23 protein-coding genes are annotated in these 25,843 nt (G+C 36.3%); 9 read left to right on the top strand and 14 right to left on the bottom strand.

Translation table 11 applies throughout. The features are described 5' to 3' along the window. Window positions 1–10: 10 nt before the first annotated feature. The 9 genes from SD960_RS10005 to SD960_RS09965 form a co-directional block, all read right to left on the bottom strand. Complete coding sequence (locus SD960_RS10005) at window positions 11–1,423, bottom strand: PLP-dependent aminotransferase family protein (RefSeq protein ID WP_318802621.1); 1,413 nt, start codon at window positions 1,421–1,423, stop codon at window positions 11–13. Window positions 1,424–1,480: 57 nt separating this feature from the next. Further along, window positions 1,481–2,047, bottom strand: coding sequence for a cysteine hydrolase family protein (locus SD960_RS10000; protein ID WP_318802620.1), 567 nt, complete (start codon window positions 2,045–2,047; stop codon window positions 1,481–1,483). A gap of 336 nt (window positions 2,048–2,383) precedes the next feature. Next, window positions 2,384–3,346 carry a GlxA family transcriptional regulator gene (locus SD960_RS09995; protein WP_318802618.1) on the bottom strand — a complete coding sequence of 321 codons (963 nt, stop codon included), beginning with the start codon at window positions 3,344–3,346 and terminating at the stop codon, window positions 2,384–2,386. Window positions 3,347–3,361: 15 nt separating this feature from the next. Continuing rightward, complete coding sequence (locus tag SD960_RS09990; RefSeq protein ID WP_318802617.1) at window positions 3,362–4,249, bottom strand: dienelactone hydrolase family protein; 888 nt, start codon at window positions 4,247–4,249, stop codon at window positions 3,362–3,364. A 77-nt stretch (window positions 4,250–4,326) separates the two neighbouring features. Beyond that, window positions 4,327–5,325: a pesticidal protein Cry7Aa gene (locus SD960_RS09985; RefSeq protein ID WP_318802616.1), complete on the bottom strand. Its 999-nt coding sequence runs from the start codon at window positions 5,323–5,325 to the stop codon at window positions 4,327–4,329. Between the two features lie 142 nt (window positions 5,326–5,467). Then, window positions 5,468–5,866: a tautomerase family protein gene (locus tag SD960_RS09980; RefSeq protein ID WP_318802615.1), complete on the bottom strand. Its 399-nt coding sequence runs from the start codon at window positions 5,864–5,866 to the stop codon at window positions 5,468–5,470. A gap of 168 nt (window positions 5,867–6,034) precedes the next feature. Continuing rightward, window positions 6,035–6,328, bottom strand: coding sequence for a DUF3861 domain-containing protein (locus tag SD960_RS09975; RefSeq protein WP_318802613.1), 294 nt, complete (start codon window positions 6,326–6,328; stop codon window positions 6,035–6,037). Window positions 6,329–6,541: 213 nt separating this feature from the next. Continuing rightward, window positions 6,542–7,273: a LytR/AlgR family response regulator transcription factor gene (locus SD960_RS09970; protein WP_073393878.1), complete on the bottom strand. Its 732-nt coding sequence runs from the start codon at window positions 7,271–7,273 to the stop codon at window positions 6,542–6,544. After that, window positions 7,273–8,316, bottom strand: coding sequence for a sensor histidine kinase (locus SD960_RS09965; protein ID WP_318802609.1), 1,044 nt, complete (start codon window positions 8,314–8,316; stop codon window positions 7,273–7,275). The genes SD960_RS09970 and SD960_RS09965 overlap by 1 nt, the downstream gene beginning before the upstream one ends. 264 nt (window positions 8,317–8,580) lie before the next feature. Between SD960_RS09965 and SD960_RS09960 the strand changes: the two genes are divergently transcribed. The 5 genes from SD960_RS09960 to SD960_RS09940 all read left to right on the top strand — a co-directional run bounded on the left by SD960_RS09960 (window position 8,581) and on the right by SD960_RS09940 (window position 16,756). Next, window positions 8,581–9,735 (top strand): efflux RND transporter periplasmic adaptor subunit, encoded by a 1,155-nt coding sequence (locus SD960_RS09960; RefSeq protein WP_318802607.1) that lies wholly within the window; start codon window positions 8,581–8,583, stop codon window positions 9,733–9,735. Window positions 9,736–9,741: 6 nt separating this feature from the next. Then, the gene (locus SD960_RS09955) at window positions 9,742–12,906 is read left to right on the top strand and encodes an efflux RND transporter permease subunit (RefSeq protein WP_318802605.1); all 3,165 of its coding nucleotides are present in this window, start codon (window positions 9,742–9,744) and stop codon (window positions 12,904–12,906) included. A gap of 18 nt (window positions 12,907–12,924) precedes the next feature. After that, complete coding sequence (locus SD960_RS09950; RefSeq protein WP_318802604.1) at window positions 12,925–14,328, top strand: efflux transporter outer membrane subunit; 1,404 nt, start codon at window positions 12,925–12,927, stop codon at window positions 14,326–14,328. 167 nt (window positions 14,329–14,495) lie between these two features. Beyond that, window positions 14,496–14,978 (top strand): hypothetical protein, encoded by a 483-nt coding sequence (locus SD960_RS09945; RefSeq protein ID WP_318802601.1) that lies wholly within the window; start codon window positions 14,496–14,498, stop codon window positions 14,976–14,978. Window positions 14,979–15,151: 173 nt separating this feature from the next. Then, the gene (locus SD960_RS09940) at window positions 15,152–16,756 is read left to right on the top strand and encodes a Na+/H+ antiporter (RefSeq protein WP_318802600.1); all 1,605 of its coding nucleotides are present in this window, start codon (window positions 15,152–15,154) and stop codon (window positions 16,754–16,756) included. Window positions 16,757–17,027: 271 nt separating this feature from the next. Here SD960_RS09940 and SD960_RS09935 read toward each other — a convergent pair whose 3' ends face one another. Then, window positions 17,028–18,050, bottom strand: coding sequence for an LLM class flavin-dependent oxidoreductase (locus SD960_RS09935; protein ID WP_318803077.1), 1,023 nt, complete (start codon window positions 18,048–18,050; stop codon window positions 17,028–17,030). A 100-nt stretch (window positions 18,051–18,150) separates the two neighbouring features. Next, entirely contained in the window at window positions 18,151–21,075 is a 2,925-nt protein-coding gene (locus tag SD960_RS09930; RefSeq protein WP_318802599.1) for a PQQ-dependent sugar dehydrogenase, read from the bottom strand. Window positions 21,076–21,441: 366 nt separating this feature from the next. On the opposite strand from SD960_RS09930, the gene SD960_RS09925 reads away from it, so the two are divergent. Next, window positions 21,442–22,545 (top strand): fatty acid desaturase family protein, encoded by a 1,104-nt coding sequence (locus tag SD960_RS09925; protein ID WP_318802598.1) that lies wholly within the window; start codon window positions 21,442–21,444, stop codon window positions 22,543–22,545. A gap of 70 nt (window positions 22,546–22,615) precedes the next feature. Here SD960_RS09925 and SD960_RS09920 read toward each other — a convergent pair whose 3' ends face one another. Together SD960_RS09920 and SD960_RS09915 are read right to left on the bottom strand one after the other, a co-directional pair. After that, entirely contained in the window at window positions 22,616–23,059 is a 444-nt protein-coding gene (locus SD960_RS09920; protein ID WP_318802596.1) for a nucleoside deaminase, read from the bottom strand. Window positions 23,060–23,074: 15 nt separating this feature from the next. Next, complete coding sequence (locus tag SD960_RS09915) at window positions 23,075–23,428, bottom strand: helix-turn-helix domain-containing protein (protein WP_318802594.1); 354 nt, start codon at window positions 23,426–23,428, stop codon at window positions 23,075–23,077. A gap of 123 nt (window positions 23,429–23,551) precedes the next feature. Here SD960_RS09915 and SD960_RS09910 point away from each other — a divergent pair, with 123 nt between their 5' ends. The 3 genes from SD960_RS09910 to SD960_RS09900 all read left to right on the top strand — a co-directional run bounded on the left by SD960_RS09910 (window position 23,552) and on the right by SD960_RS09900 (window position 25,492). Continuing rightward, window positions 23,552–24,352 carry an SDR family oxidoreductase gene (locus SD960_RS09910; protein ID WP_318802592.1) on the top strand — a complete coding sequence of 267 codons (801 nt, stop codon included), beginning with the start codon at window positions 23,552–23,554 and terminating at the stop codon, window positions 24,350–24,352. Window positions 24,353–24,509: 157 nt separating this feature from the next. Further along, window positions 24,510–24,998 (top strand): GNAT family N-acetyltransferase, encoded by a 489-nt coding sequence (locus tag SD960_RS09905; RefSeq protein ID WP_318802589.1) that lies wholly within the window; start codon window positions 24,510–24,512, stop codon window positions 24,996–24,998. A 5-nt stretch (window positions 24,999–25,003) separates the two neighbouring features. Continuing rightward, window positions 25,004–25,492 (top strand): MarR family winged helix-turn-helix transcriptional regulator, encoded by a 489-nt coding sequence (locus tag SD960_RS09900; RefSeq protein WP_318802587.1) that lies wholly within the window; start codon window positions 25,004–25,006, stop codon window positions 25,490–25,492. A gap of 81 nt (window positions 25,493–25,573) precedes the next feature. On the opposite strand, the gene SD960_RS09895 is transcribed toward SD960_RS09900, so the two are convergent. After that, window positions 25,574–25,843: transposase (locus SD960_RS09895; RefSeq protein ID WP_318802586.1), on the bottom strand; the 270-nt coding region annotated here is incomplete at its 5' end.

The raw sequence follows: 25,843 nt of genomic DNA, 5'->3' as shown, positions 1-25,843 counted from the left end.
GCCTGCACGTTTACAGCAATTTTGAAAGTGCTATAATTCCTTCTTCCATTTGCTGTTCAGTTAAAGAAGCGTACCCCAGTCTAAAACCCGAAACCGGGCTTCCATAACTAAACTTTTCAGGATCCATTAATTTTATGCCTTTGCTTAGTAATTTTTCGCAAACTGCTTTTGTATCCGTTTTAGCATTTGGAACCATCCAAAAAGCCAAACCGCCTTCTGGTTTTGTAAACGTAACTTTGTCTTTAAGGTACTGATTGCAAAGCGCTTCGAACAAATCTCTTTTTGTTTTATAAATCAGATTTGTTTTTTTTAGGTGCCTTTTGATTTTTCCTTCGTTTATAAGGTTCAAAATGGCTTCTTCCATAATATTATCTCCTTGGACATCAATCATTTTACGGTGTTTGGCTACTTTTTGAACAATTTTAGCCGAGCTTGCCAAATAGCCAATTCTTAAAGCCGGGGCAACAATTTTGCTCAATGTACCAATGTAAATGAAGTTTTCGGCGTTGCTGTAACTGGAAATAGGCAAAATAGGGCGCTGGCCAAAGTGAAATTCATTATCATAATCATCTTCAATAATTGTAAAACCGTATTGATTAGAAAGTTCGATAAGTTTTAATCTTTTCTTTAAACTCATCGTAACCGTTGTTGGAAATTGATGATGCGGTGTAACATAAATGGCTTTTATGGTTTTGTATTGCTGCAAATATGCTTCGACTTCGTCTACCTTTAAACCATCTGAAGCCACATTTACGGGCAGCAAGCCCGCGCCGGCATTTTCAAAAGCTTCCCAGGCAGGTTTATATCCGGGGTTTTCAATCATCACATAATCACCATTTGTAAACAGGGAATGCGCCGCCAGATACATCGCCATCTGACTGCCACGGGTAATGCAAATTTGATCAGGAGAAACATTCATTCCTCTTTTAAAATTGAGCATTTGCACTATTGCTTTTCTAAACTCGATATCTCCAAGCTCGTTGCTGTAACCCATTATTTGCCAACGCGATTTTCTGTTAAAAATTTCTCTGTAGGCACGCGCCAGATCATTCATAGGAGCGAGACGGCTGTCCGGAAGTCCGTCATCAAAAACAAGATGCGGTTTTGCTTCTTCAATAATTACAGTAGTTTTTTCCTGATTTTTTGTGTTTCGAATAACCTCAGGTAATATATCGGCGATAAAAGTTCCTTTCCGATCCATCGTAATTAACCAGCCCTCGGCAACTAAAACTTCAAGAGCTTCGATTACCGTATTTCTGTTTACGTTTAATAAACCAGCAAGCTGTCTGCTTCCGGGTAAAGCGTTGCCACTGTTTAAGTTACCGGATTTAATGGCATTAATTATAGCGTCGGCAATTTGCAGGTAAAGCGCTTTATCTGATTTTTTATTCAATTGAATTTCAAATTCCCAAGGTCGTAACATCTGGACTATTTGTTTTAGTTTAAAAGTTGTAAAACTAATAGTCCAAATTTACATTTTTTATACCAATTCCAGCAATTTTTCTGTAGTGATTACTGCTGCAAATTCGCCATTTAAACTGGCGAGAGAAGTTTGGTGAATTAATTCCGAATCAAATTTTTCTCCATTTATTCCAATTCGGTCAAAAGTAGCGGTTGCATCGGCGATAAGCAACGTTTCATAACCGTAATTTCCTGCCATTCTGGTTGTGGTAGAAACACAATGATTGGTTGTCAAACCCACAATAACTAGGGTTGTGATTTTTTGATTATCCAGTCTTTCTTTCAAATCTGTTCCTATGAAAGCACTATTCACGTTTTTTGTAATTATGGGTTCACCTTCAATTGGTTTTGCTTCGTCTTTGATTTCAAATCCCGGGTTTGAGGCGTGAAGTTTTGAATTTGGATGTACAGAACTATGAACAATATGAAAAACAGGCAATTGAAGTAATCTCCATTTTTCAAGGATTTGAGCAATTTTAGCTTCGGCATCTTTGTTATTTCGGTTGCCGCCCCAGAAATCTTCGTCATTAAAACCTTTTTGAACATCAATTAAAATTAACGCGGCATTTTTTTCTCTAAGTTTCATTTGTATTTTTTTAAATGTATGGGTGTAATAATTAAACACATAGAAATATAGATTTTAGGATTTTGAAGAAAGTAAATCAAAAAGAAACTCGTTTCTTCGCGCATCTCTATATGTTAAAACAATTACACCAAACATGTTGTTTTTAATTGTTTGATACAAATATACTTGGGAACTAATTACAGAAAAAGGACAAACAATAGTCATTTTAAGACAACTATTTGAAGCTATAAAAGACAAACACAGATTTCACTAATTGACACTAATTAGTTTGTGTAAATTAATTTTACAAACTAAGATAACTATTAGAAATTGGTGCAAATTCGTGAAATTCGTGTTTTAAGAGAGTATCATTTTTAGCGCAGAAGGCAAGGCATCAACGTGTTCTTCAAGCACCGCTCTTAATTGTTTTGAAGTTTTGTAACCGCATAAATGGGCAATATGTTCAATTTTATAATGTGAATTGGCCAGCAGACTTTTGGCTTTTTCGATTCTTAGTTTTGTGCGGTATTCGGCGATAGTAATTCCGGTTTCTTTTTTAAAAATACGCGTTAAATTTCGCGGACTCACATAAACCAAGTCGGCCAGAGACTCAATAGTTGATGTTTTTTCTAGGTTGTAGATAATCCAATCCTGAATGGTATGAATTTTTTCGTCGCGATGGTTTCTGTTTTGCAAATAAACGCTTTCCTGTTCGTCAGTTCCGTTTCGACGTTTATAAACAACAAGTTCCTTGGCAATTTTATTGGTAATGTCTTTTCCGTGCCTTTCTTCAATTAAAAACAAAGCCAGATCAATTCCCGTTACAATTCCGGCACTGGTGTAAATGTTATCTGATTTGGTGAAAAGTGTATTTTTTTGAGGTTTTAAAAGTGGAAAATCATTTTTGAGTTTCTCCAGAAGTTTCCAGTGTGTTGTACATTCTTTATGATCTAAAAGTCCTGATTTTGCCAATAAAAATGCTCCCGTACATACACTGCAAATCGTGGTTTTATTCGCATTTGCTTTATGAAGCCAATTAAAAAACGGCACATCTTCCGGAAGTAAATCTATTTGTTGTGTACTAAATCCCGAAATAATAACAATATCATCTTTTTGAGGGGCAGTTTTAGAAAAATGCATTAAAGAAGAAAGTTCTAAACCCGAATTTGATTTTATGGAAGTTTCACTGCTAACAAACTTCAATTGATAATCAAAACCCAGATTATTGGCTTCCTGAAAAACTTCGACAACACCGCTTAAATCAAGTAAAGAAATGTCTTTAGGAATATAAAAATAAACCGTAGTTTTTAATTTTGTCATTTGAGAATGTGCGCGTTATGTCAATTTTTCCTTAAAAAAATCAATTGTTCTTGTCCAGGATAGAGTGGCAGCGGCTTCATCGTATCTTGGAGTTGTGTTATTATGAAAGCCATGATTTACGTTGGGATAAAAATAAGCCATATTTTCGACTTTATTTTTATTGAGAACTTCCTGAAACGCAGGCCAGCCTTCGTTTACACGTGTATCTAAACCAGCGTAATGTAAGAGTAGTGGTGTTGTGATTTTTTCAGCTTCTTCTTTTGTGGGCTGTCCGCCATAATAAGGAACCGCGGCTTTTAAAGTCGGAATTTTTACCGCCATCATATTCGAAATCCATCCACCAAAACAAAATCCGACGACGCCAACAGAGCCATTGCAGTCTTTATGTGATTTGAGATATTCGTATGCAGCAATAAAATCTTCGAGCATTTCTTCACGGGTTCGCTTCTTTTGCAATTCACGTCCGTCGTCGTCGTTACCGGGATAACCGCCTAATGGCGATAATGCATCAGGAGCAAGAGTTATGAATCCTTCTATGGCGGCTCTTCTTCCAACATCTTCAATATAAGGATTTAAGCCACGATTTTCGTGAACCACAATTATTCCGGGTAATTTTTTTTTGGTATCTGATGGCTGAGACAAAAGCCCTTTAATGCTTCCGCCGCCTTTTGGAGAATCGTAATTGATGTAACCGCTTTTTATTCTTGGATCTGTGGGTTGAATTAAAATGCTGTCGACATAATTGGGTGTCATAAAACTCAAAAGAGAAGGCAATGTAACAGTTCCAACTGCAAAAATGGAAAGTTTTTCGACAAATTGTCTTCGGTTGATTTTATTATGCGCATAATCGTCATATAAATCAAATACTTCCTGACTGATATCTTCTTTGGTTAATTTTTCCATGACTTTAATTTTGAAACTAATTTAAGAAATAAACTGCTTTATAATTCTTATTGTTTCAAATAAAGCGTGAAAAAGACCTAAATTTTATTCGCCAGTAATTCTTTTAATAAAGTGCTGATGCTTACAGATGCACATGCAATACCTTCATCGGCAGCGCCATAATAGATATAAAGTTCGTCATCAATTAAAACAGTTCCGGTTGGGAAACAAACGTAGTTTACGTATCCTTTTAGTTCCCAAGGCTGATCGGGAATAAATAGGGGAAAAGGCAAGCGTGCAATTTCTTTGGTAGGATTATCAAGGTCTAAGAGTGCAGCGCAAGCCACGTACATGTAGCCATTTATGGTATCGTGAACGCCGTGATAAATTAAAAGCCAACCGTGTTCAGTTTCTATTGGTGGTGCTCCGTTGCCTAAATAGCTTAATTCGTGGGTATATTTTGGATCTAAAACGATATGATTTTTAAAATCAAGCATATATTCTCTCCAAAATTCGGGAGTTAATTCGTCAAGTTCATTTACGGCCGCCATTTGAATTCCGGGACGAATGCGGTGTAAAAAGTGCAATTTTCCGTTTATTCTTCTTGGAAAAAACACTACGTTTTTATCCCAGACATAAGCGCTTCCGGTACTTGGCTGAAAATATTTTATATTTAAATCCTGTTGATTTTTGATAAGAGACCGAAGTTCATCACCACTCATTTGCGGAACTACAATACCATGTTTCTCAAAAGTTTTTAAATCTTTGGAAGTGGCAACGCAGCCAAAAGCATTTGCGCCGTCATAACCGCAGTAGGAAAGATAATAAAGATCATCAATTTTCACAATCCTCGGATCTTCAACGCCGTATTCTTCATTTGGCATTTCGGGAACAATCACAGGATGATCGTATCTTTCTTCGATAGTAAGAGGATCAGAAAGCCGGCAATAGCCTATTGTAGAATGATTTCCTAAAGCAACAGCTCTGTAAAAAATATGAATTTTTCCGTCGACAGCAATAACAGCGGGATTTAAAACTCCTTCAACTTCAAAATCTATTGCTGTTTTTGTAATAATTAATCCGTGTTTACGTATCATAATCTCCTATTTTGGAATCTAAAATTACCAAAATTTAATGAGCTTAGATTTACATAAAATTTTAAAATTGTTTCATAATTAGAAGAAGTCTGCCATGAATTGCACTAATTTCAGGAATAAGAATGTGAATTCGCGGTAGCTTTTACTTCTTTAAATGTTTGGGTTCCTGAATTTCGCCATTGCCAAAAGACCAGTTTTCTAATCCATTATTTTCTAAAAGAACGATAATTATATTATTAATGGTAATTTCAGTTTCGGAAGAAATTGTAGCAGCAATTGTATGGTATAATTTCTTTTTCTGTTCTAATGTTCTTCCTTGTCCTGCAATGATTTGAACGTAGATTATGTTTTCAGAATGTGAAATTCCAAGATAGCTTTCGGGATATTTTATTTGTTGTGTTTCGAGTTCTTCAATAACATGAAAATAATCATCTTTTGGAATATTAAATTCTGCTATTAATGACTGATGAACAGATTGTGAGATTTTATTTTTTGTTTCCTGCGAAAGTTTCTTAGGAAGACTGATACGTACAAATGGCATTTTTTATTTTTTTTTCAAAGATAAAGGCTCCTTTGGGAACAGCATAATTTTAAAAGAAATATTATTTTTTTTGCCACGAATTGCACGAATTTTCACGAATGACTTAAAGTTTTCCGCGAAGTTTAGAAAAAAAATTAGTGAAAATTCGTGTAATTTGTGGCAAACTTTTTATAAACTTTTAAGCTTCTTCATAAATACAGGAAACACGTCATTTAATTCGTCAAACAACGGATTTTTGCGGTGTTTCAGTTTGATTTCGCTGAACAATTTCAAACCAAGTGCAAATTGTGTGGCTTCAGAATCATTTTCGAATATATTTTTGTCTTTTATTCTTTCGATGATACTGAAGATTTCGTCGTGATTAGTAAACTCTATTCCAAGTTCTTTTGCCGGCTCAGTTTGGCCGTCTGCATATTCTTTCAGGCTTAGTGTAAGATAATATTTGTTTGCTCTTTTTTCCATAACATGTGGTGTTTAATCTATTTAATGTATTGAGTTGTAATTGTTTTAACACATAGAAACATAGATTGTTAAACTCAAAAAAGGCGTTTCACTTGCATTAACAAACATAGCTATGTGTTAGAAACAGGTTTTCTTTTTTGATTTACTTTTTCAAAAAACGTAAAATCTATGTTTCTATGTGTTTAATTCTTTTTGTATTACACCCAATAGGTTTTATTTAATCCATTTATCGACAATTGCCTTAAAGGTTTCTTTGTATTGTTCGCCAACAGTGATTTCGGCTTTGTCGATAAATATTGAGTTTTTACTGATGGCGCTTATTTTTTCGAGAGATACTATATAGGAACGATGCACTCTCATAAATTTTGATGATGGTAATTTTTCTTCCAGTGCTTTTAAGGAAATCAGTGAAAGAATTGCTTTTTGAGAATCGTCAAAATGTACTTTTACGTAATCTTTTAAACTTTCGATATAGGTTATATCTTTAAGGGATATTCGGACCCATTGATATTCTACTTTCAAAAAGATAAATTCATCATCTGCCGTAATAGGCTGATATTGATTTGAAGATTCTTCTGTTATTTGCAATACTTTATTGGCAGCGCGCAAAAATTCCTCGTAACTAAAAGGTTTTAAAAGATAATCTATGGCATTTACACGATAACCTTCAATAGCATAATGATTATAAGCTGTTGTAAAAACAATTTTTGGCACAGCTCCGGGTTGTTCCTGCAACAGTCTGGCAAGCTCCATTCCCGTTAAATTGGGCATATTAATATCCAAAAAAACAAGATCGGGCTGTTTTTCCCGAATTAAAGTCAGGGCTTCAACGGCATTATCACAACTCGCTGTTAATTCTAAAAAAGGCGTTTGTTCAATAAAGGTCTGCACCAATTTTAATGCGAGAGGTTCATCATCGACTGCTATACATTTTAATATTGTCATTATTCTAAAGTTATTTGCAGTTTTACATTATACATGCCGTTTTTGGCTATTCCCGCGGTTAGCGAATGCTTGTGCGGGTAAATTAAATGAAGTCTGCGTTTTGTATTTGTTAACCCGATACCACCTTCATTGGTCGTGGCAGATTTTTCAAAATACGTATTTTCGACTTCAAATTCAAGATTGCTGCCATTTTGCCTAAGCGAAATATGAATTTCACTTTTGTCAGTAGCATGAATTCCATGTTTAAAAGCATTCTCTACTAAAGGTAGTAATAACATTGGAACAATTGGATAATCCTGTATTTTTTCCGGAATATCAGTCGTAATCGTTAATTTGCTGTTGGCACGAAGTTTCATCAATGCAATAAAATCTCTCATAAATTCGGCTTCTTTCAGCAAAGTTGTAGTTTCTTCGGTACTATAAAGTAAATAGCGCATCATTCTGCTTAAAGTATGCAGCGCATTTCTCGAATCTTCGATATCAGTATAAGTAAGAGAATAAATACTATTGAGCGAATTGAAAAAAAAGTGCGGATTTATCTGTGCTTTCAACATGGCCAGTTCGGCCATTGTTTTATCCTGTTCCAGTTTTTGTTTGTGTTGTGCGGCTTTCTGCCAATATTGTAACATCGACAAACTTGTACTGATGCCTAAAACCATTAAAGTCAGCATAAAAGCATAATTATCAAAATAAGGATTTCTATTTTTTTTAAAACCCAGAACAAGGCTCACTTTGGCATGAAGATCGGTTTGCGAAGTATAAAAATAGGCGATAAGCTGCATGGCAACAATGGCGAGCAAAGCCCAGATTAAAAACAGAGAAGTATTGTCTTTTATAATAGTTTTTGGAACGATGATTTTGGCATTAGAATAAAATATAATAATCAGCAAAAGGAGTACAATAATCTGCCACAGCCAAAAAACAGAAGGCAGAATTACATTCCAGGTTAAAGGAATGTAAAACAACATTAGAAATCCCAATAACAACCAGCCCAAAAGGTGTAATCCTGCAAATAAATAGGGTCTAAAGATGTTTGTCCACATTATATTTTCTTTTTTTTAAGGACAATATTACATTTTATTTGAATGCAATTTTAAAGCAATCGCTATAGAGAGTTTTACAGCCTTTAAAAACGATATTAGAACCGACGAATTTTAAAATTAAACGCTTGTTTAATTTGAATAAAAATCCGTCGGTTCTAAGGTTATCTCTATCGATTGTGCGTCGCTCTTCGTCTATTCGAAAATTTTTACGTAACTTAATTCATTTATTTTGTTAACGTAATTATAGAAATCACATTATATCCAATGAATAAGCAATCACTTTTAAGCATTTTCGCAGCATCAGTTATTATCGTCTCGTGTGGTAAAAAAGATGACAAAGCAGCTCAGGCCGCTGCTGCAGGACAAGTTAAGGAATATAAAACACTGGTAATACAGCCAGAATCAGCAACTTTAAATACTGATTATCCGGCGAGTATACAAGGACAGCAAAATATAGAAATTCGTCCTAGAGTAGAAGGTTACATCGACAAGATTTTTGTTGATGAAGGTGCGGTTGTAAGAGCAGGACAGCCTTTGTTTAAAATCAGCGCTCCGGAATATGAACAGGAAGTTCGTACCGCAACAGCAAGCATTAAAAGCGCTCAGGCAGCTGTAAGTTCAGCAAAATTGGCTGTAAATAAAGTAAAACCGCTTGTTGAGAAAGAAATCATTAGTAAATACGAACTGGAGACAGCTCAGTATAATTATGATTCTGCTTTGGCAACTTTGGCTCAGGCCAATGCAAGTCTGGTAAATGCCAGAACTAATTTGGGTTATACTACAGTTACAAGTCCGGTTGATGGTGTTGTAGGTTCAATTCCATTTCGTTTAGGAAGTTTGGTAAGTTCCAATAATACCGAACCGTTAACGACAGTTTCCAGTATCGGAAACGTTTATGCCTATTTTGCAATGAACGAAAAAGTACTTTTAAGTTTTAGTGAAGGTTCCGGAACATTGGCACAAAAAATCAAACAATTGCCACAAGTTTCTTTATTGCTTTCTGATGGATCAATTTACGGAGAAAAAGGAAAAATTGAAACCGTAAACGGATTGATTAATACAGAAACCGGTTCTGTAAACATCAGAGCTCGTTTTCCAAACCCAAGAGGAATCATCAGAAGCGGAAGCAGCGCAACAGTCAGAATTCCGACTCAGGTAAAAGAAGGATTAATTATTCCGCAAAGCGCTACGTTTGAACTTCAGGATAAAATTTTCGCAGTAACAGTTGGAAAAGACGGTAAAACCAAAAACGCAAATATTACGATTTTAGAAAATAAAGCCGGAAATTATTATGTGGTAACAAGCGGTTTAAAAGCCGGAGATCAGATTGTTTTAGAAGGAGTTGCCTCTTTAAAAGAAGGAACTCAGATTAAAACTCAAAATCAGAATGCTGAAACTGTTTACGCAGACTTAAAATAAAAATACATGTTTAAAATATTCATTCAAAGACCTGTACTCTCGACAGTAATTTCGGTTATTATTGTCATTCTAGGTGTTTTAGGGCTTATAGAGCTTCCTATTTCCCAATATCCCGATATTGCTCCGCCAACGGTAAACGTTTCGGCAAGTTATACAGGAGCCAACGCAGATGTGGTACTAAAAAGTATCGTAATTCCGCTGGAAGAGCAAATTAATGGTGTAGAAAACATGACTTACATGACTTCTACAGCAACAAACGACGGTAATGCATCTATAAAAATATTCTTTAAAGTAGGAACAAATCCCGATTTGGCTGCGGTAAACGTGCAAAACAGGGTTTCAAGAGCTACAAGTTTATTACCTGTAGAAGTAACTCAGGCCGGTGTAACAGTTACGAAAAGCCAGAGTAGTAACTTGTTGATATTCTCGCTATATAGCGATGATAAAGCTTACGACCAGACTTTCCTTCAAAATTATGCTAAGATCAATCTTGTTCCACAAATTCAACGTGTTGTTGGGGTGGGAGATGTAACCGTTTTTGGTGCCAAAGATTACTCGATGAGAATTTGGCTAAAACCGGATATCATGCAGCAATACAAACTGATTCCAAGTGATATTTCGGCTGCTTTGGCAGAACAAAATATCGAAGCTGCGCCGGGTAAATTCGGTGAAAACGGAGATCAGGCTTTTCAATACGTAATTAAATACAAAGGACGTTTAACAAGCGCTCAGGAATTTGGCGATATTGTTATAAAATCTGTTGGAAACGGACAAGTTTTACGATTGAAAGATGTAGCAAAAGTAGAATTAGGATCTTTGAGCTATTCGTCAACAATTAAAACAAACGGTGTAGAATCTGCAGCGATGGCAATTAGCCAAACGCCCGGCTCTAATGCCCGTGACGTAATTAACAACTCTAAAAAACTGATTGAAGAGGCAGCAAAAAATTTCCCAAAAGGAGTAAAATATACGCTTCTTGTGGATGTTAACGAAAATCTGGATGCTTCTATCGAAAAAGTAATTCACACTTTAGTTGAAGCTTTTATTCTGGTTTTCATCGTAGTTTTTATTTTCCTTCAGGATTTTAGGTCGACATTAATCCCGGCCATTGCGGTTCCGGTTGCGATTGTGGGAACATTTTTCTTCCTGAATCTATTCGGGTTTACGATTAACTTATTGACGCTTTTTGCGATGGTTCTTGCCATTGGTATTGTGGTCGATGATGCCATTGTGGTCGTCGAGGCGGTGCATGCCAAACTCGATCACGGTTACAAATCGGCTAAGAAAGCTACGATCGATGCGATGGATGAAATTTCGGGAGCGATTATTTCGATTACACTTGTAATGGCAGCGGTATTTATTCCGGTTACCTTTATTACAGGATCTACGGGAGTTTTCTACAAACAATTTGGTATTACGTTAGCCGTTGCGATTATTCTTTCGGCGATTAATGCCTTGACATTAAGTCCGGCTTTATGTGCTTTATTATTGAAGCCACATGCAGACGATCACAAACATAAAAGTTTCATTCAGCGTTTTTACACTGCGTTTAACGTGGCATTTGATAATGTAACAGAGCGATACAAACGTTCGGTAAGTTTCCTTTCGGTTAAAAAATGGATTGTATTGGCTTCGATTCTAATTGCCGGTGCAGCTTTATTTTATATGATGAAAACCACGCCGTCTGCTTTCGTTCCGGCAGAAGATCAGGGAACTGTTTTTGCCAATATTAGTTTACCGCCATCAGCTTCTATGGAACGTTCTGATGTAATTGCCAAAAGAGTTGACAGTATTGCTAAGACTATTCCGGGAGTTAAAAACACACTTCGTATTGTGGGGCAAAACTTTACGGCCGGAGCGGGTAGTGCTTACAGTATGGTTATTGTAAAACTGGAAACCTGGGACAAACGTGAATTAAGTGTAAATGATGTAATTGGTCAGCTTTTTGCCAAAACAAGCGGTATTCGCGAAGCTAATATTTTCTTTATTTCACCACCAACCATTCAGGGATTCGGGCAAAGTGGTGGATTCGAGTTTCAGCTTCAGGATAAAGGAGGCCATACAACGGCCGAATTCTATAAAGTAAATGTTGATTTTCTGGAGAAATTATCAAAACGTCCTGAAATACAATACGCTACAACGCCATTTAATCCTGGTTTTCCTCAATATATGATGGATATAAATTTGGCAAAAGCCAAAGATGCAGGAGTCCCAATCAATACAATTTTGTCTACAATGCAAGGGTATTATGGAGGTTTGTATGCTTCGAATTTCAATAAATTCGGGAAACAATACCGTGTTATGATTCAGGCATCACCAGAATTTAGAACGAATACAGAAGGACTAAATAAAATTTTTGTTAGAAACGCTTCAGGAAACATGGCGCCAATTACAGAGTTTGTAAAAATGACAAGGGTTTTTGGTCCCGAATCTATTTCAAGATTTAACTTGTTTACTTCGATTTCGATTACAGGTGCGCCAAATCCGGGCTTTAGTTCAGGAGATGCCATTAAAGCGATTCAGGAAGTAGCGGCAGAAAATTTACCTGCAGGTTACGGTTATGAATTTTCAGGTTTAACGCGTGAGGAGTTAGCATCAGGAAGTGAAACTATTTTCATCTTTATATTATGTCTTGTATTTGTTTACTTCTTGTTAAGTGCTCAATATGAGAGTTATATTTTGCCTTTTGCTGTATTGTTCTCCATTCCGTTTGGATTGGCCGGCGCTTATTTGTTCTCGATTATATTCAAATTAAACAGTAATATTTATTTGCAGATTTCCTTAATCATGCTGATTGGATTGCTGGCGAAGAACGGTATCTTGATTGTCGAATTTGCTTTGGACAGAAGAAGAAAAGGATTGCCAATTGTTCAGGCTGCCATTGAAGGAGCTGTAGCGCGTTTGCGACCAATTTTAATGACCTCTTTTGCTTTTATTTTAGGACTTGTGCCTTTGATGTTTGCTTCAGGAGCCGGAGCTGTTGGTAACAAATCGATTGGTACGGGAGCTGTTGGAGGTATGTTAATCGGAACCATTTTGGGAGTATTCGTAATTCCGGTATTGTTTATCATTTTCCAGACTTTACAGGAAAAAGTGAGCGGACCTGCAAAGGAGGGTTACGATGAAGATGATGATGAAGAAGTTCAATTGATAGAAGCTCATAAAGAGTAGTAATTTAAAAGACAAAAAATGACTCATAGTTCAAATAAATATATTTTAATGGTAATCGCAGCCACACTTTTAAGTGCCTGCGTTACCAAAAAATACGAACGTCCCACGACACTTTCTACAGATAAGCTGTTTCGTGATCAGGCCGCTGCCGATTCTACAAATCTGGCGAATATGCCTTGGCAAAGTGTTTTTAAAGATGCAAAATTGAGTGCCTTAATTCAGAAAGGCCTTGATCAAAACCTGAATTTGAAAAATGCTATTGAAAACATTGTTCAGGCGCGTGCCAGTTTACGTCAAAGCAAATTGGCTTATTATCCAAATTTAAATCTGGATGCCAATGTAACACGCACCAAACAATCAGAAGCAGGACTTAACTTTCCGGCAGGAATCAATATTAATACGTTAACCACAACTTATAAATTAGGTTTAAGTACGTCATGGGAAGCAGATATCTGGGGAAAACTAAGCAGTACAAAAAGAGCAGCTTTGGCCACTTATCTTGCTACAGATGCTGCAAAACAAGCGGTTCAAACCCAATTGATTGCTGATATTGCCAACAATTATTTTTTATTGTTGTCTTATGATAAATCACTTGAAATTACACAGCAAACTTTGGAAGCCCGTGTTAAAAACGTAGAAACAATCAAAGCCTTAAAAGAAGGTGCAATTGTTACTGGTGCTGCCGTGGTACAAAGTGAAGCCAATCGTTATGCTGCCGAAGTATTGATTCCGGATATTAAACAAAGCATTCGTGAAACCGAAAATGCTTTGAATATCTTATTAGGACAGGCTCCGGGACCAATCGAAAGAGGTGTTTTGGGAGAACAGCAAACTCCTGATAATCTCGCGATAGGTTTACCGTCTCAGTTATTGCAAAATCGTCCCGATGTACGTCAGGCAGAGTTTAATTTCAGAGTTGCTTTTGAAAACACAAATTTGGCAAGAACTTATTTTTATCCAAGTTTGACGCTTACGGCCAGTGGTGGATTTTCTAATTTAGAGTTGAAAAACTTCTTCGATAATTCTATTTTTTATTCGATAATTGGAGGATTAACACAGCCACTTTTTAATCAGGGATTAAACAAAGCGAGGTTAACAACGGCGCAATCACAACAATTACAAGCCTTAAATAACTTCCAGCAGAGTCTTTTGGTTGCCGGACAGGAGGTTTCTAATGCAATGTATTCGTACCAAATGGCGGTTGAAAAAGAAGATTCGAGACAGAAACAAATTGAATCTCTAGTAAAAGCAGTTGATTTTACACAACAGCTTTTAGAGTACAGTTCAGCGACAAATTATACTGATGTTTTAACATCAGAACAAAATCTTTTGTCGGCACAATTGAACGGTATAAACGATAATTTGCAAAAGTTGCAGGCTTTGGTTGATTTGTATCGCGCCTTAGGCGGTGGATGGAAATAAAGTTCTTGAAAATATTGAGTTGAAGGTTGAAATTTGATAAAGAGTATCGGTTAAAAAGAGGTGTTCGTCGATTGGTTTAGCGGTTCGGTATAATGAGTTCGATAAACCTGAAAAATGGCATTACTTTCGCTTTATTCAAATCAAATTTAAACTTAACAACTAAAAGAATGAAAAAATTAGGACTTGCTCTAATGCTTTTAATGAGTGTTTTTGCACATGCACAAGTATCAATAAACGTAAATATTGGTACACCGCCAAGCTGGGGACCTGAAGGAAATGATGAAAGCAGATATTACTATTTGCCAGATATCGATATCTATTATGATGTTGCTCAAAGCCAGTATATTTATGAAAATAGCGGTAAATGGGTTCGTGATAAAAGATTGCCTTCAAGATACAGAAATTATGATCTTTACGATGGTTACAAAGTAGTGTTGAATGATTACAAAGGAGATTCTCCTTATTCATATCATAAAAAACACGTTACCAATTATCCAAAAGGTTATAAAGGAAAACCTCAGAAAAACAGAGGAAACAAACCTGACAACAAGCAGAAACCGAACAAGGATAATGCAAAAAAGGGTAATTCAAAAAACTCAAAAGGGAATAATTCCAAAAATAATGATCATAGCCACGATGGTCACCACTAATTAAAAAACATGACTTGAAAAACGCCTCAGAAATGAGGCGTTTTTTTTGGTATGTATGCGAGTCATCTTTGTCAAAGTTTTAAACTTTGACAAAGATTGGCGGTTATTTTGTAAAATATTATATTCGTACTCTTCAAAAACGAATATAAAACCACAAGAAAGTAAATTTAAAAATGGAGAATATCACAGTAATCATCATGTTGTTATTCGGGGTTGCATTCCTGAGTCTTTTAAGTAAAAGGTATAATTTTCCCGTTCCTATTGTATTGGTTCTTTGTGGTGTTACAATTAGTATTATTCCCGGGCTTCCGGTTATTGCATTAAATCCCGAAGTCGTTTTTATTATATTCCTACCACCACTTTTGTATCATGCCGCCTGGTATACAAGCTGGTCTGAGTTTAAACAAACAATTCGCCCCATAACACTTGCGGCTGTTGGGTTGGTGCTTTTTACAACAGTTTCTGTTGCAGTCGCTGTACATTATCTTATAGATGATATTTCCTGGCCGTTGGCTTTTTTATTGGGTGCTATTGTTTCACCACCCGATGCTGTTTCGGCGACAGCCATAACCAAAGGACTGGGCTTGCATCCACGCCTTATTGCGATCTTAGAAGGCGAGAGTTTGTTGAATGATGCAAGCGGACTTGTAGCTTACAAATATGCACTTGCAGCCATCACAGCGGGTAATTTTGTGCTTTGGCAGGCAGGATTAAATTTCTTTATCATGTCGACATTAGGAATTGCGATTGGTTTAGTCGTTGGTTATGCCATGAGTATTATTCATAAAAGGTTTGTATGTGACGATGTTATCGAGGCGACATTAACACTTTTAACGCCTTTTGCTTCTTATTTAATAGCAGAACATTTTGAATGTTCGGGTGTTTTGGCGGTTGTAACAACGGGTTTGTTTCTTTCGGCCAGATCTGGAACTATTTTTACGCACGAAAGCAGGATTATGACCAATACAATCTGGAGCGTGCTTACGAATATTTTAAACGGATTAATCTTCATTTTAATCGGACTTCAGTTGCGTCAGATTATTTCTGGAATTGGCGATTATTCTGGTCTGTCATTGTTTATTTGGGGAGCTTCTGTGAGTGCCGTGGTTATTCTAGTTCGCTTTTTATGGGTGGTTCCGGCAACGTTGGTTCCAAGATTTCTCAGTAAAAAAATTAGGCAAAAAGAAGAATTCGATTATCGCAATATGATTATTTTCGGTTGGTCCGGAATGCGCGGTGTTGTATCCATGGCGGCGGCTTTGGCTTTGCCATTAACGATTAATAACGATACAGAAGTATTTCCGTTGCGGAACCTGATTATTTATCTGGTTTTTTGTGTGATACTTTCCACTTTGGTGATTCAGGGATTGACACTTCCCTGGGTAATTAAAAAATTAAAAATTGAGCGTTATTCTATTTTAGCCGAAGAATATGAAATTCGAAATATCATTGTTTCTCAAACTATTACACACATCGAAGATAATTTTTCTTTATTGAATGATGATTTGCTGCATAATATCAAAAGTAAGTATGAAGTAAAGTTTAACCGTTTGCAGAAAACCGAACTTCCGGCAAATTTCTTCGGAAAAGGAAATATAATGGGAGGTGAAATTTTCAACGATTTCACCAAAATACAAATCGATTTACTGAATGTAGAGCGCTCAAAACTGGAAACAATGCACAAATCAGGTTCTGTAAACGAGGAAATTTTCAGAAAAATAGAAAAAGAACTCGACCTGGAAGAAACACGTTTGTGGATGGAAATGTATGAGGAGTAGCGTTTTAGATTTAGCTCTAAATTAGACAAGTTTTATGCTAATTAGCGATAAAAATAATTCGTGTAGATTCGTGAAATTCGTGGCGTATTTAATCGCAAAGAACGCAAAGGTTTTTCGCAAAGTTCGCTAAGTTTTTTTACCGAAAAGCTGTTTATTTTAATCTATCAAAGTTGCAAAGACGCAAAGAAAATAAACTTTGCGTCTTTGCGACTTTGAGAAATAAGTTAGCGAACTTTGCGTAAAACCTTTGCGCCTTTGTGGTAAAAAGACATTACCCCTTACGAACCAAAGGAATAACTTTTGTACCAATAAATTCTATAGAGTTCATTAATTGTTTATGCGTAAGTCCCGCATTATCCATTTGAAAAGTAAATCTCGAAATTCCTCCCAAAGATTCGCTATGCCCCAAAATTTTCTCAGCAACACGTTCTGGACTTCCCACAACTAAAACACCTTTATCGTCAATCAAACCGTTGAATTTGTCTTTGGTTACAGGTGGCCAGCCTCGCTCTAGTCCTAATTTTGTCCAAAGTTCAGCATAACCCGGATAATATTCTTCGATTGCTTTTTCGGTAGATCCCGAAACATAACCAGGAGAATGCAAACCTACTTTTAATTCTTCTAGTTTATAACCGGCTGCTTTTCCGGCTTCGCGATACAAATCGATCAACGGACGAAAACGATACGTTTGTCCACCAATAACGGCCACCATTAAAGGCAAACCAAGTGATCCCGCACGTACAAACGATTCCGGAGTTCCGCCAACGCCAAGCCATATTGGTAATTTTTCCTGTAAAGCCCTCGGATAAACGGCCAAATTATTGATGGCCGGACGAAATTTTCCTGACCAGCTTACAAATTCATTGTCGCGAATTTGCAATAATAACTCTAATTTCTCTTTAAAAAGGGCATCATAATCATTTAGATTAAATCCGAAAAGGGGATAAGCTTCAATCGAAGATCCGCGGCCAACAACAATTTCGGCTCTTCCTTTTGAAACCAAATCTAAAGTGGCAAATTCCTGATAAACCCTAACCGGATCTGCAGCGCTTAAAACGCTTACAGCACTTGCCAATCGTATGTTTTTTGTTCGTGCAGCAGCCGCACTCAAGATGACAGCTGTAGCCGAATCTAAAAATTCTTTTTTATGATGTTCTCCAATTCCAAAAACATCAAGACCCACCTGATCGGCAAGCTCAATTCTTTGAAGCAATTGCTCCATAGCGTCAACACTACTCAGCGTATTATTGTCGCCATACATTGCCGAAGCAAAACTGTCTATTCCTATTTCTATCATGTAGTAAAGATATTAAATTCTGTTTTAAACACGAATTTCACTAATTAACAAAAATTTAAATTAGGGAAAATCAGTGAAATTTGTGTTTTATAAAATGTTACTGTTTTACAATATGAATAGCTTTACTGCTCTCATTATTTTTAATGAAATACACTCCCGAAGCCTGATCAGAAATATTGATCAGATTTCCTTTTCCTTCTTTAATTTTAGCTCCTGAAGTGGAATAAATTTTCCATTCCATTTCCTTTGAAAGATTGTAAATTCCGTTAGAAGGATTCGGAAAAACGATTACATTTTTTGAATCTTCAGATGGGAAATCAACACCAAGAGTACAACTATGAACCATATAAGTAATCTCTTTTTTGTTCGTTCCTGCCGTATTAGTCACGGTTAAAGAAACGGTTTTGTCGCCTTCTGTGCCATATAATACCGTATGGGGCCCAACGCCTGTTGCGGTAGCCGGTGTTGCATTTTGACCAAAATTCCAAACATAAGTATCAACTGTGCCAATCGAAACAGAGGTAAAAGTAACACCAGTATTGATACATCCCATCGATTGATTAACTTCAAAATCAGCAACCGGAGTTGTTGCATTTCCTGATAATGAAAATTCCATTTTGTTGACGTTAACGTCGGCTTCGTCAAACCAAAGCGTGATAACATGAACACCCTGAGTTAGCGGAATATTTGGTATGGTTACCGTTTGCCATGCCTGAAAACCCGTTGTATTTGGAATTGCAAATCGACCGGAAACATTAACGCCGTCAACCTCAATGTGAAGTGCTTTATTATTGTATGGCGTTGCAACTCTTAGTTTTGCATCATAATTACCTGTTGTATTGACTTTTGCGGTGTATTTGAGCCATTCGTTTTTAGCTACATACGAAATGTTAAATCCGCCTTCATTACAAGCTTCGGTTCCCACGCCGTCGCCGGCTCTGTATGCTGCATCGCCGCCGCCATTACTGTCAAAAACAGAAGAAGGACCAATGTCGTAATTTTCTGCTTCAATAAGTCCGGGAATTTGAGAAATTAATCCCTGATATGGGGCGGAAGGAAGGGTCGTCGCTGTGTAAAAGGCTGTATAAGTTATAGTACCTGTTGCTGGTGCCTGAAATGTCTGGTTTACAATTCCACCCTGACTCCAATGGTCAAAATCATATTGAATATTACCAACATATTGCGGAGTTGGCGCATTAAGTGTTTGTAGTTTGGCATTGGCCACAACTTGTTTGGTTGAAGGCGCAACGACAGGTTTTTGGTTGAATTCTAAATTAAGCAACGCTGGTGAACTTGTCACGGTAACATCGACTAAATTAGGTTTGATATCCACAAATTTTGTTGCGGTCAATCCGTTGCTGTCCGTTACTTTTACGGTAAACCTGTACCAAACGTTTGGTGTTTTTTCACCTTGATTGGATGCCACAAAAGTTCCCGATTTCACGCCCTGCGGACTCGCGCCGGGATGTGAATGTCCGGCGCCGGGAATATCTTCGTGAAAAAGATCCAAACTCCAGGAAAAAGCACTGGCAGGCAATACGCCATCTTCTATATCGGTTGCTGTAGCTTCAAAATTAACAACATCATCAGCATTCCATTTTAAAGTCGCTAAGGGAAATTTTAAATCAACCGTAGGCGAATTACTAAACGGTGTTACCGTAAGTGTTGCCGGATTACTCGTTACGTTTCCTGCTGTATTGGTTACAATAACTTTGTATTGTCCTGCATTTGCATTGGTTACACTTGCAATAGTATAACTGGCAGCCGTTGCTCCGTTAATGTTTACATTATTAAATTGCCATTGATAAGTTTGCCCAACACCGCTTGCCGTTACCTCAAAAGTAACCGGTTTTGTTGCCATAATACTTTGAGATTGCGGATGATTGACAATTGTTGGCGCTGCAGTTTCAATATAATCTAATTTAATTAACGAACCGTTATTTCCGTAAGCACAGTAATAAATGTAACCGTCGTTACCTAACATCATACCAAGTGCCTGTTGCTGTGGAGCTTCATAAAACTCGGTAGAAACCGGATCTTCAACATTGGGATCAAAAGAACGAATGGCATTTCGAACAAAATCCTTAATAATAAATTTACCTAAAAGATTTGGGTAACGAGACGTTGTTGGATTATATAAAAGCCCGTTTGTCAAAGCATTACCAATACTTCCTGTTGCGTATGTAAAAATCGGGTTAGTAAACAAATTGGTTTCATCCTGTTTTCCGTCGCTTCCTTGCGGGTGTCCCCACGCATAATTTCGAATTGTCGGATTGCTGATTTCGTTGATCTCTTCCCACGAAGTTCCAACATCCAAAACAAATAATTTATTGGCTTTTGTATTTGGCACCAATCGCCACGGGTTTCTAAAACCGTAAACCCAGATGCTTTGTCTTTGTACAGAACCGCTTCCGTAAAAAGGATTTCCGGGTGCTGGTAATCCGTTTTCTGTCAAACGTAAAATTTTTCCTTTATAAGTATCTAAATCCTGGGCATTTGTATTTTGCTGACTATCACCAACGGTTACATAGAGAAATCCGTTAAAGAATTTTAAATCTCCACCGTTGTGAAATCCGCCGCCAATAGGTTCTAATAATAAAATTTCCTGTCTGCCCAAAACCTGATTGGCAGCGTTGATTTGTATTCTTTCAATGCGGTGTCTGACCACACCTGCATCATCGATCGAATAAAAAACATAAATGTAACCGTTTGTAGCAAAATCAGGATGCAGCGTAAGTCCAAGAAGTCCTTGTTCAGCATCTGTAACGGTAGTAACGGTAAAAACGGTTGAAACAGCATTGTTTTGAAAAACCTTGACGATTCCGCCTCTTTCGGCAATAAAAATTCGACCGTCTGAAGATTGTTCTAATGATAAACCTTCCTTAATAACCGCCGTAGGAGCGAGGGTTTCTGTAATGTACTGGCAATTGGCCTGCCATGAAATCAGTAAAAAAAAAGCATAAAGGAATAGCGGCTTTAATTTTTTCATCTGATTTAATCGAAGATGTAAATTTTTTTTCATAAGTTATTTTTAGTAGATTTTGGTAAAGGGGCAATCAAAATTAACATTTTTTTTACTACTAAAGTTGTTTTTATTATAAATAGAATTTCATTTTTAGAAATAGAGTTTTTATAAGAATAAAATAATATTCTATAAAACTATACGTGAAGTTTTCTTTTAATTTGAAAGAATAGTAATCAAAAGGATATTTTTTTTTTAGAAGAAATAAAACCCGATTTTGAATCAATAAAAAATATAAAATCATCTATAATAACTTAATATTTAGTATTTTATGAATGAAATTCAGCGTTAAAATTGGTTGGATTTTATAATTGTCTTTTATATTTTTTTTAAATTTGATATAAGAATTTCTAGCCAATAACCATTATGGAAAAATTAAAACGCCCGGTTTATTTAAAACCTGGTACTGATGATTTTTTTAAAATGTTGCAACGAGAAGTCAGAGAAACAGTTTTAAAAAATTCATTTTTGTACCAATTGAATATCATTAAGTCTATTGGACTTTTAGTACTCTTTTTTTTATTTTATGCCTGTATTCTGTTATTAGGTAACAGCACGCCTTTGCTTTATAGTTTTTATATTTTGTGCGGTATCAACATGATTGTACTTTTTATCAATGCATTTCATGATGCGGCGCATGGAGCACTATTTAAAAAACCAAAACACAACGAATGGTTTACGTATGCATTAGAACTTTTTGGCAGTAATCACTGGCTTTGGATACGCCGTCATGTTGGCCTTCACCATGCGTATCCTAACGTTCCCGATTGGGATATTGATATCAAACAAAGTGACATCATCAGGATTTTTCCCAACAGTCCGCTTTTTAATTACCATAAATATCAGCATATTTATATGTGGTTTATTTATCCGTTGTATAGCCTGAATTGGATTTATATTCGCGATTTTAAAGATTTTTTTGGAAAGAAAGACAATTATGTAAAGAAAGTAGTGGATCAAATCCCGAAAAAAGAAATTTATAAATTATTCGCAGCAAAAGCATTCAATCTTATCTATTTGCTTTTTATTCCCATGATGGTTTTAAATCAGCCGTGGTACGTTGTTTTAGGCGCCTGGTTTGCTATGCATTTATCCGGAAGCATGCTGGGAGTTGTAGCACTCGTATCTACACATGTTGACGAAGATGCCCATTTTCCTGTAACAGATGATAAAGGGAATCTATCTGCGAGCTGGGCCTTGCATCAAATGATTGTAACGAAGGACTTTAGTACAGATAGTAAATTGGCCAATTTTTTATACGGCGGATTCACGCATCATGTAGCACATCATCTTTTCCCCGGAGTTGGTCATACGTATTATCCTTATATTACGCCAATTATAAGGCGATATGCTCAGGAATATGATCTTCCTTATACTTCTTATCCTTTTTACCATGCGGTGCGTTCTCACTTTAGAATGCTAAAAAATAAAGGTGTAAAAGAAAATATTCTAATGACTGGTGAAATATAATTTTAAAATAATATTGTAAGTCAAATGATAAAAAATATACATTACAACTATAGAAAATAATAGCCAGGAATTATAAAGACAATTGTTTACATTCTTCCTCCAGAATTCCAAAAACAAGTGTCGGCGGTTTTTTCCATTTTTTAATAGTTTCATCTTTAAGTAAAGGATATTGCGAACTAAAACCACCAATATCTCCCGAAGCTAAACCAATAATTATCGTATTAATTTGGTGATGCCTAAGCACATATGAACACATAATACAAGGTTCGTGCGTTGTGTACATAATACAATCAGAAAGGTCATGCGTTTTAAGAAAGGCTCTGGCATTTCGAACAGCTTCAATTTCTGAATGAAAAGTAATGTCCTTAAATGTTTTTCCGCCTTCAATACCTTCACCAACAATTTTACCATTTAGCACCAAAAGAGAACCAACCGGACTGTCGCCATTACGTTTGGCCACTTTTGCAAGTTCAATGCATTTGTTCATGTAATATTCATGGTCTCGGTTTTCCATTTTAATAATAGAGAATTAGGTGTTTTTTGTAATAAGCGAACGCAATCTTTCTTCATTTTTATCACCCCAGTTTCCCAAAGCAGAAATAACAGGAATCAAGGTTTTTCCAAATTCAGTAAGGCTGTATTCGACTTTTGGCGGAACTACCGGATAAATAACTTTCGAAATTAACTCGTGTTTCTCCAGTTCATTCAACTGAATATGAAGTACGCGTCTCGAAGCATCCGGAATTTTACGCTGGAGTTCGCTGGGTCTTTTATGTCCTTCGTTAATAAACCATAACAAACGTATTTTCCACTTGCCGTAAAGTACTTCGGCAATAAGGTCGAGTCCGCAATTTAGGTTGAGTGGAATTTTTCTTGGCTGCATACTACAAATTTAGCCTAATATTCTAAAGAACACAATAGGGATAAAATTATCACTATGCAATTCGATTTACCGTACTTGTGGTAATCGTCTATATGTCAGAATTTTGTAAAAAATAAAAACGACATGAGAGATACATTTAATTTCGATAACGAATTATCAGGCAAAATCGCATTAGTAACCGGAGGAACAAAAGGAGCCGGAAAAGCCATTGCCGAAAGATTACTAAAAGCGGGAGCAACCGTGATTATAAGCGCAAGAAACAAACCGGAAGACGAAAATCAAAACAAAAATTTTCATTTCATTGCAGCCGATCTCAGCAAAAGCGAAGGAACTCAAACAGTAATTGAAGAAGTTTTAAAAACGCACAAAAAGATTGATATTTTAATTAACAATCTTGGCGGTTCAGAAACTCCGGGCGGTGGATTTTCTGTTTTGAATGATGAAGATTGGGAAAACACGATTCAGTCCAATTTACTGGCTCCCATTCGTTTAGACAGAGGTTTTTTACCAGCGATGTTAGCGCAAAAATCAGGCGTGATTATTCACATTGCATCCATACAAGGCAAGTTGCCATTGTTTGATTCGACTTTACCTTACGCAGCAGCAAAAGCCGGATTAATCAATTACAGCAAAGGATTATCAAAAGAAGTTTCTTCAAAAGGAGTTCGCGTATTAACCGTTTCCCCAGGCTGGATTATGACAACAGCGTCTACCAGAATGATGGAACGAATTGCAGAAAGTGCCAAAAGTACCATTGAAGAAGCAACTCAAAGTGTCATGAATTCTTTGGGCGGAATTCCGTTTGGAAGACCGTCACAACCGGAAGAAGTAGCCGAATTGGTAGGTTTTTTAGTTTCACCAAGAGCGCGTTATCTCACAGGAACAGAATATGTTATTGATGGAGGAACAATTCCGACCATTTAAATTACTTGGAGTTAGAAGTTATTTGTTAGAAGTTAAAAGTTTGAAGCTTATTTTGGAAGAACTTCTAATGTCTCACAATTAACTTCTAACTTTTTTTGAGTGAAATTTGTTTTTATGTAGTTAACTACGTAGTTTTGTTTTATAAAAACAGAAAAATATGAAACCGTTAATTATTCCAATCGAAAATGAATATTCAGAAGCTGCTATAGATTTAATATTAACCATTCAGCAGAAAGAATTTAATGTTCCTATTACAATAGAAGACCAGCCTGATTTATTAAATATAAAAGACTTTTATTATGGCGGTGGTGGCGGTTTTTGGGGCGCTTTTGTAAATGATGAACTAGTGGGAACCATTGCTTTGATTAAGTTTGATGAAAAAGAAGCTGCCATCAGAAAAATGTTTGTAAAAAAAGAATATCGCGGAAAAGAGTTCTCGATTGCCCAAAAATTATTAGATACTTTAATTCAATATGCTAGAGAAAACGGAATTGATGCTATATATTTGGGAACCATTTCGAAATTAGAAGCTGCTTTGCGTTTTTATGAGCGAAATCATTTTGTTGCCATCGAACAAGAATTGCTTCCGGAGAAATTTCCGTTAATGAAACCGGACCATGTTTTCCGTCATTTACCTTTAAAATAAGAAGAATGAATATCATAGATGAATCAGGAATTTTAGCCCTTTCCACAAGATTACAGCGTTTGAGTGAGCAATTGCGCAAAGATGGCGCTCTGCTTTATAAAGAATACGGAATTGACTTTGAGCCCAAATGGTTTCCTGTAATTTATACATTATATCATAAAGAAATTTTGAGCGTTGTTGAAATTGCCAACGAAATTGGTTACACACATCCGTCGACCATCAGTTTATTGAAAGAACTTGAAAAACAAAAACTGATTAAATCTAAAAAAGACAAAATCGACGAACGCAAAAGATTGCTTCAGTTAACCCCAAAAGGGCAGGAGCTTATCGAAAAAATGAAACCCGTGTGGGCAATTATGACGACGATTTTGAGTGACATCGCAGACAATCAGAATAATTTACTTCAGGCTATTAATGAGGCTGAAAATAAAATACTGCATCAGAGTTTTTTGCAGAGGGCTTTGCAGTTGAAGAGCGAGAAGTCAATGTCTTAATCTAAGGAAATATCTTCAATCTTATGGCGGATAAATCTCTCACAATGTAATGCTCAAACGTACTGTTTGTCATTTCGATTTCTATGATAAAACCAAATCTTTTTGATAAGGGATTTGGTTTTTTATTACCGCAAAAACCCGATGGATTATTTTATTTCTTACAGCGTTTAAAATGCTCATTTTATTCTTTCCTTCTTCAACTTTTCTGATATAATATTTTCTTAAATCATTATCTAATCTGATAGCACTCATGGCGGCCAGATGCAAAATAGCTTTTATGGCTTTGTCAGCTAGCATTGACACTGCAGGTTTTCTTTTTATAGATGTACCTGATTGAAAATCAAATGGTGC

This window comes from Flavobacterium sp. MMLR14_040 (assembly GCF_033657265.1).
Classification (GTDB): Bacteria; Bacteroidota; Bacteroidia; order Flavobacteriales; family Flavobacteriaceae; genus Flavobacterium.
Note: the sequence above shows the minus strand (reverse complement) of the source record. Positions and strands in the feature narration are given on the sequence as shown.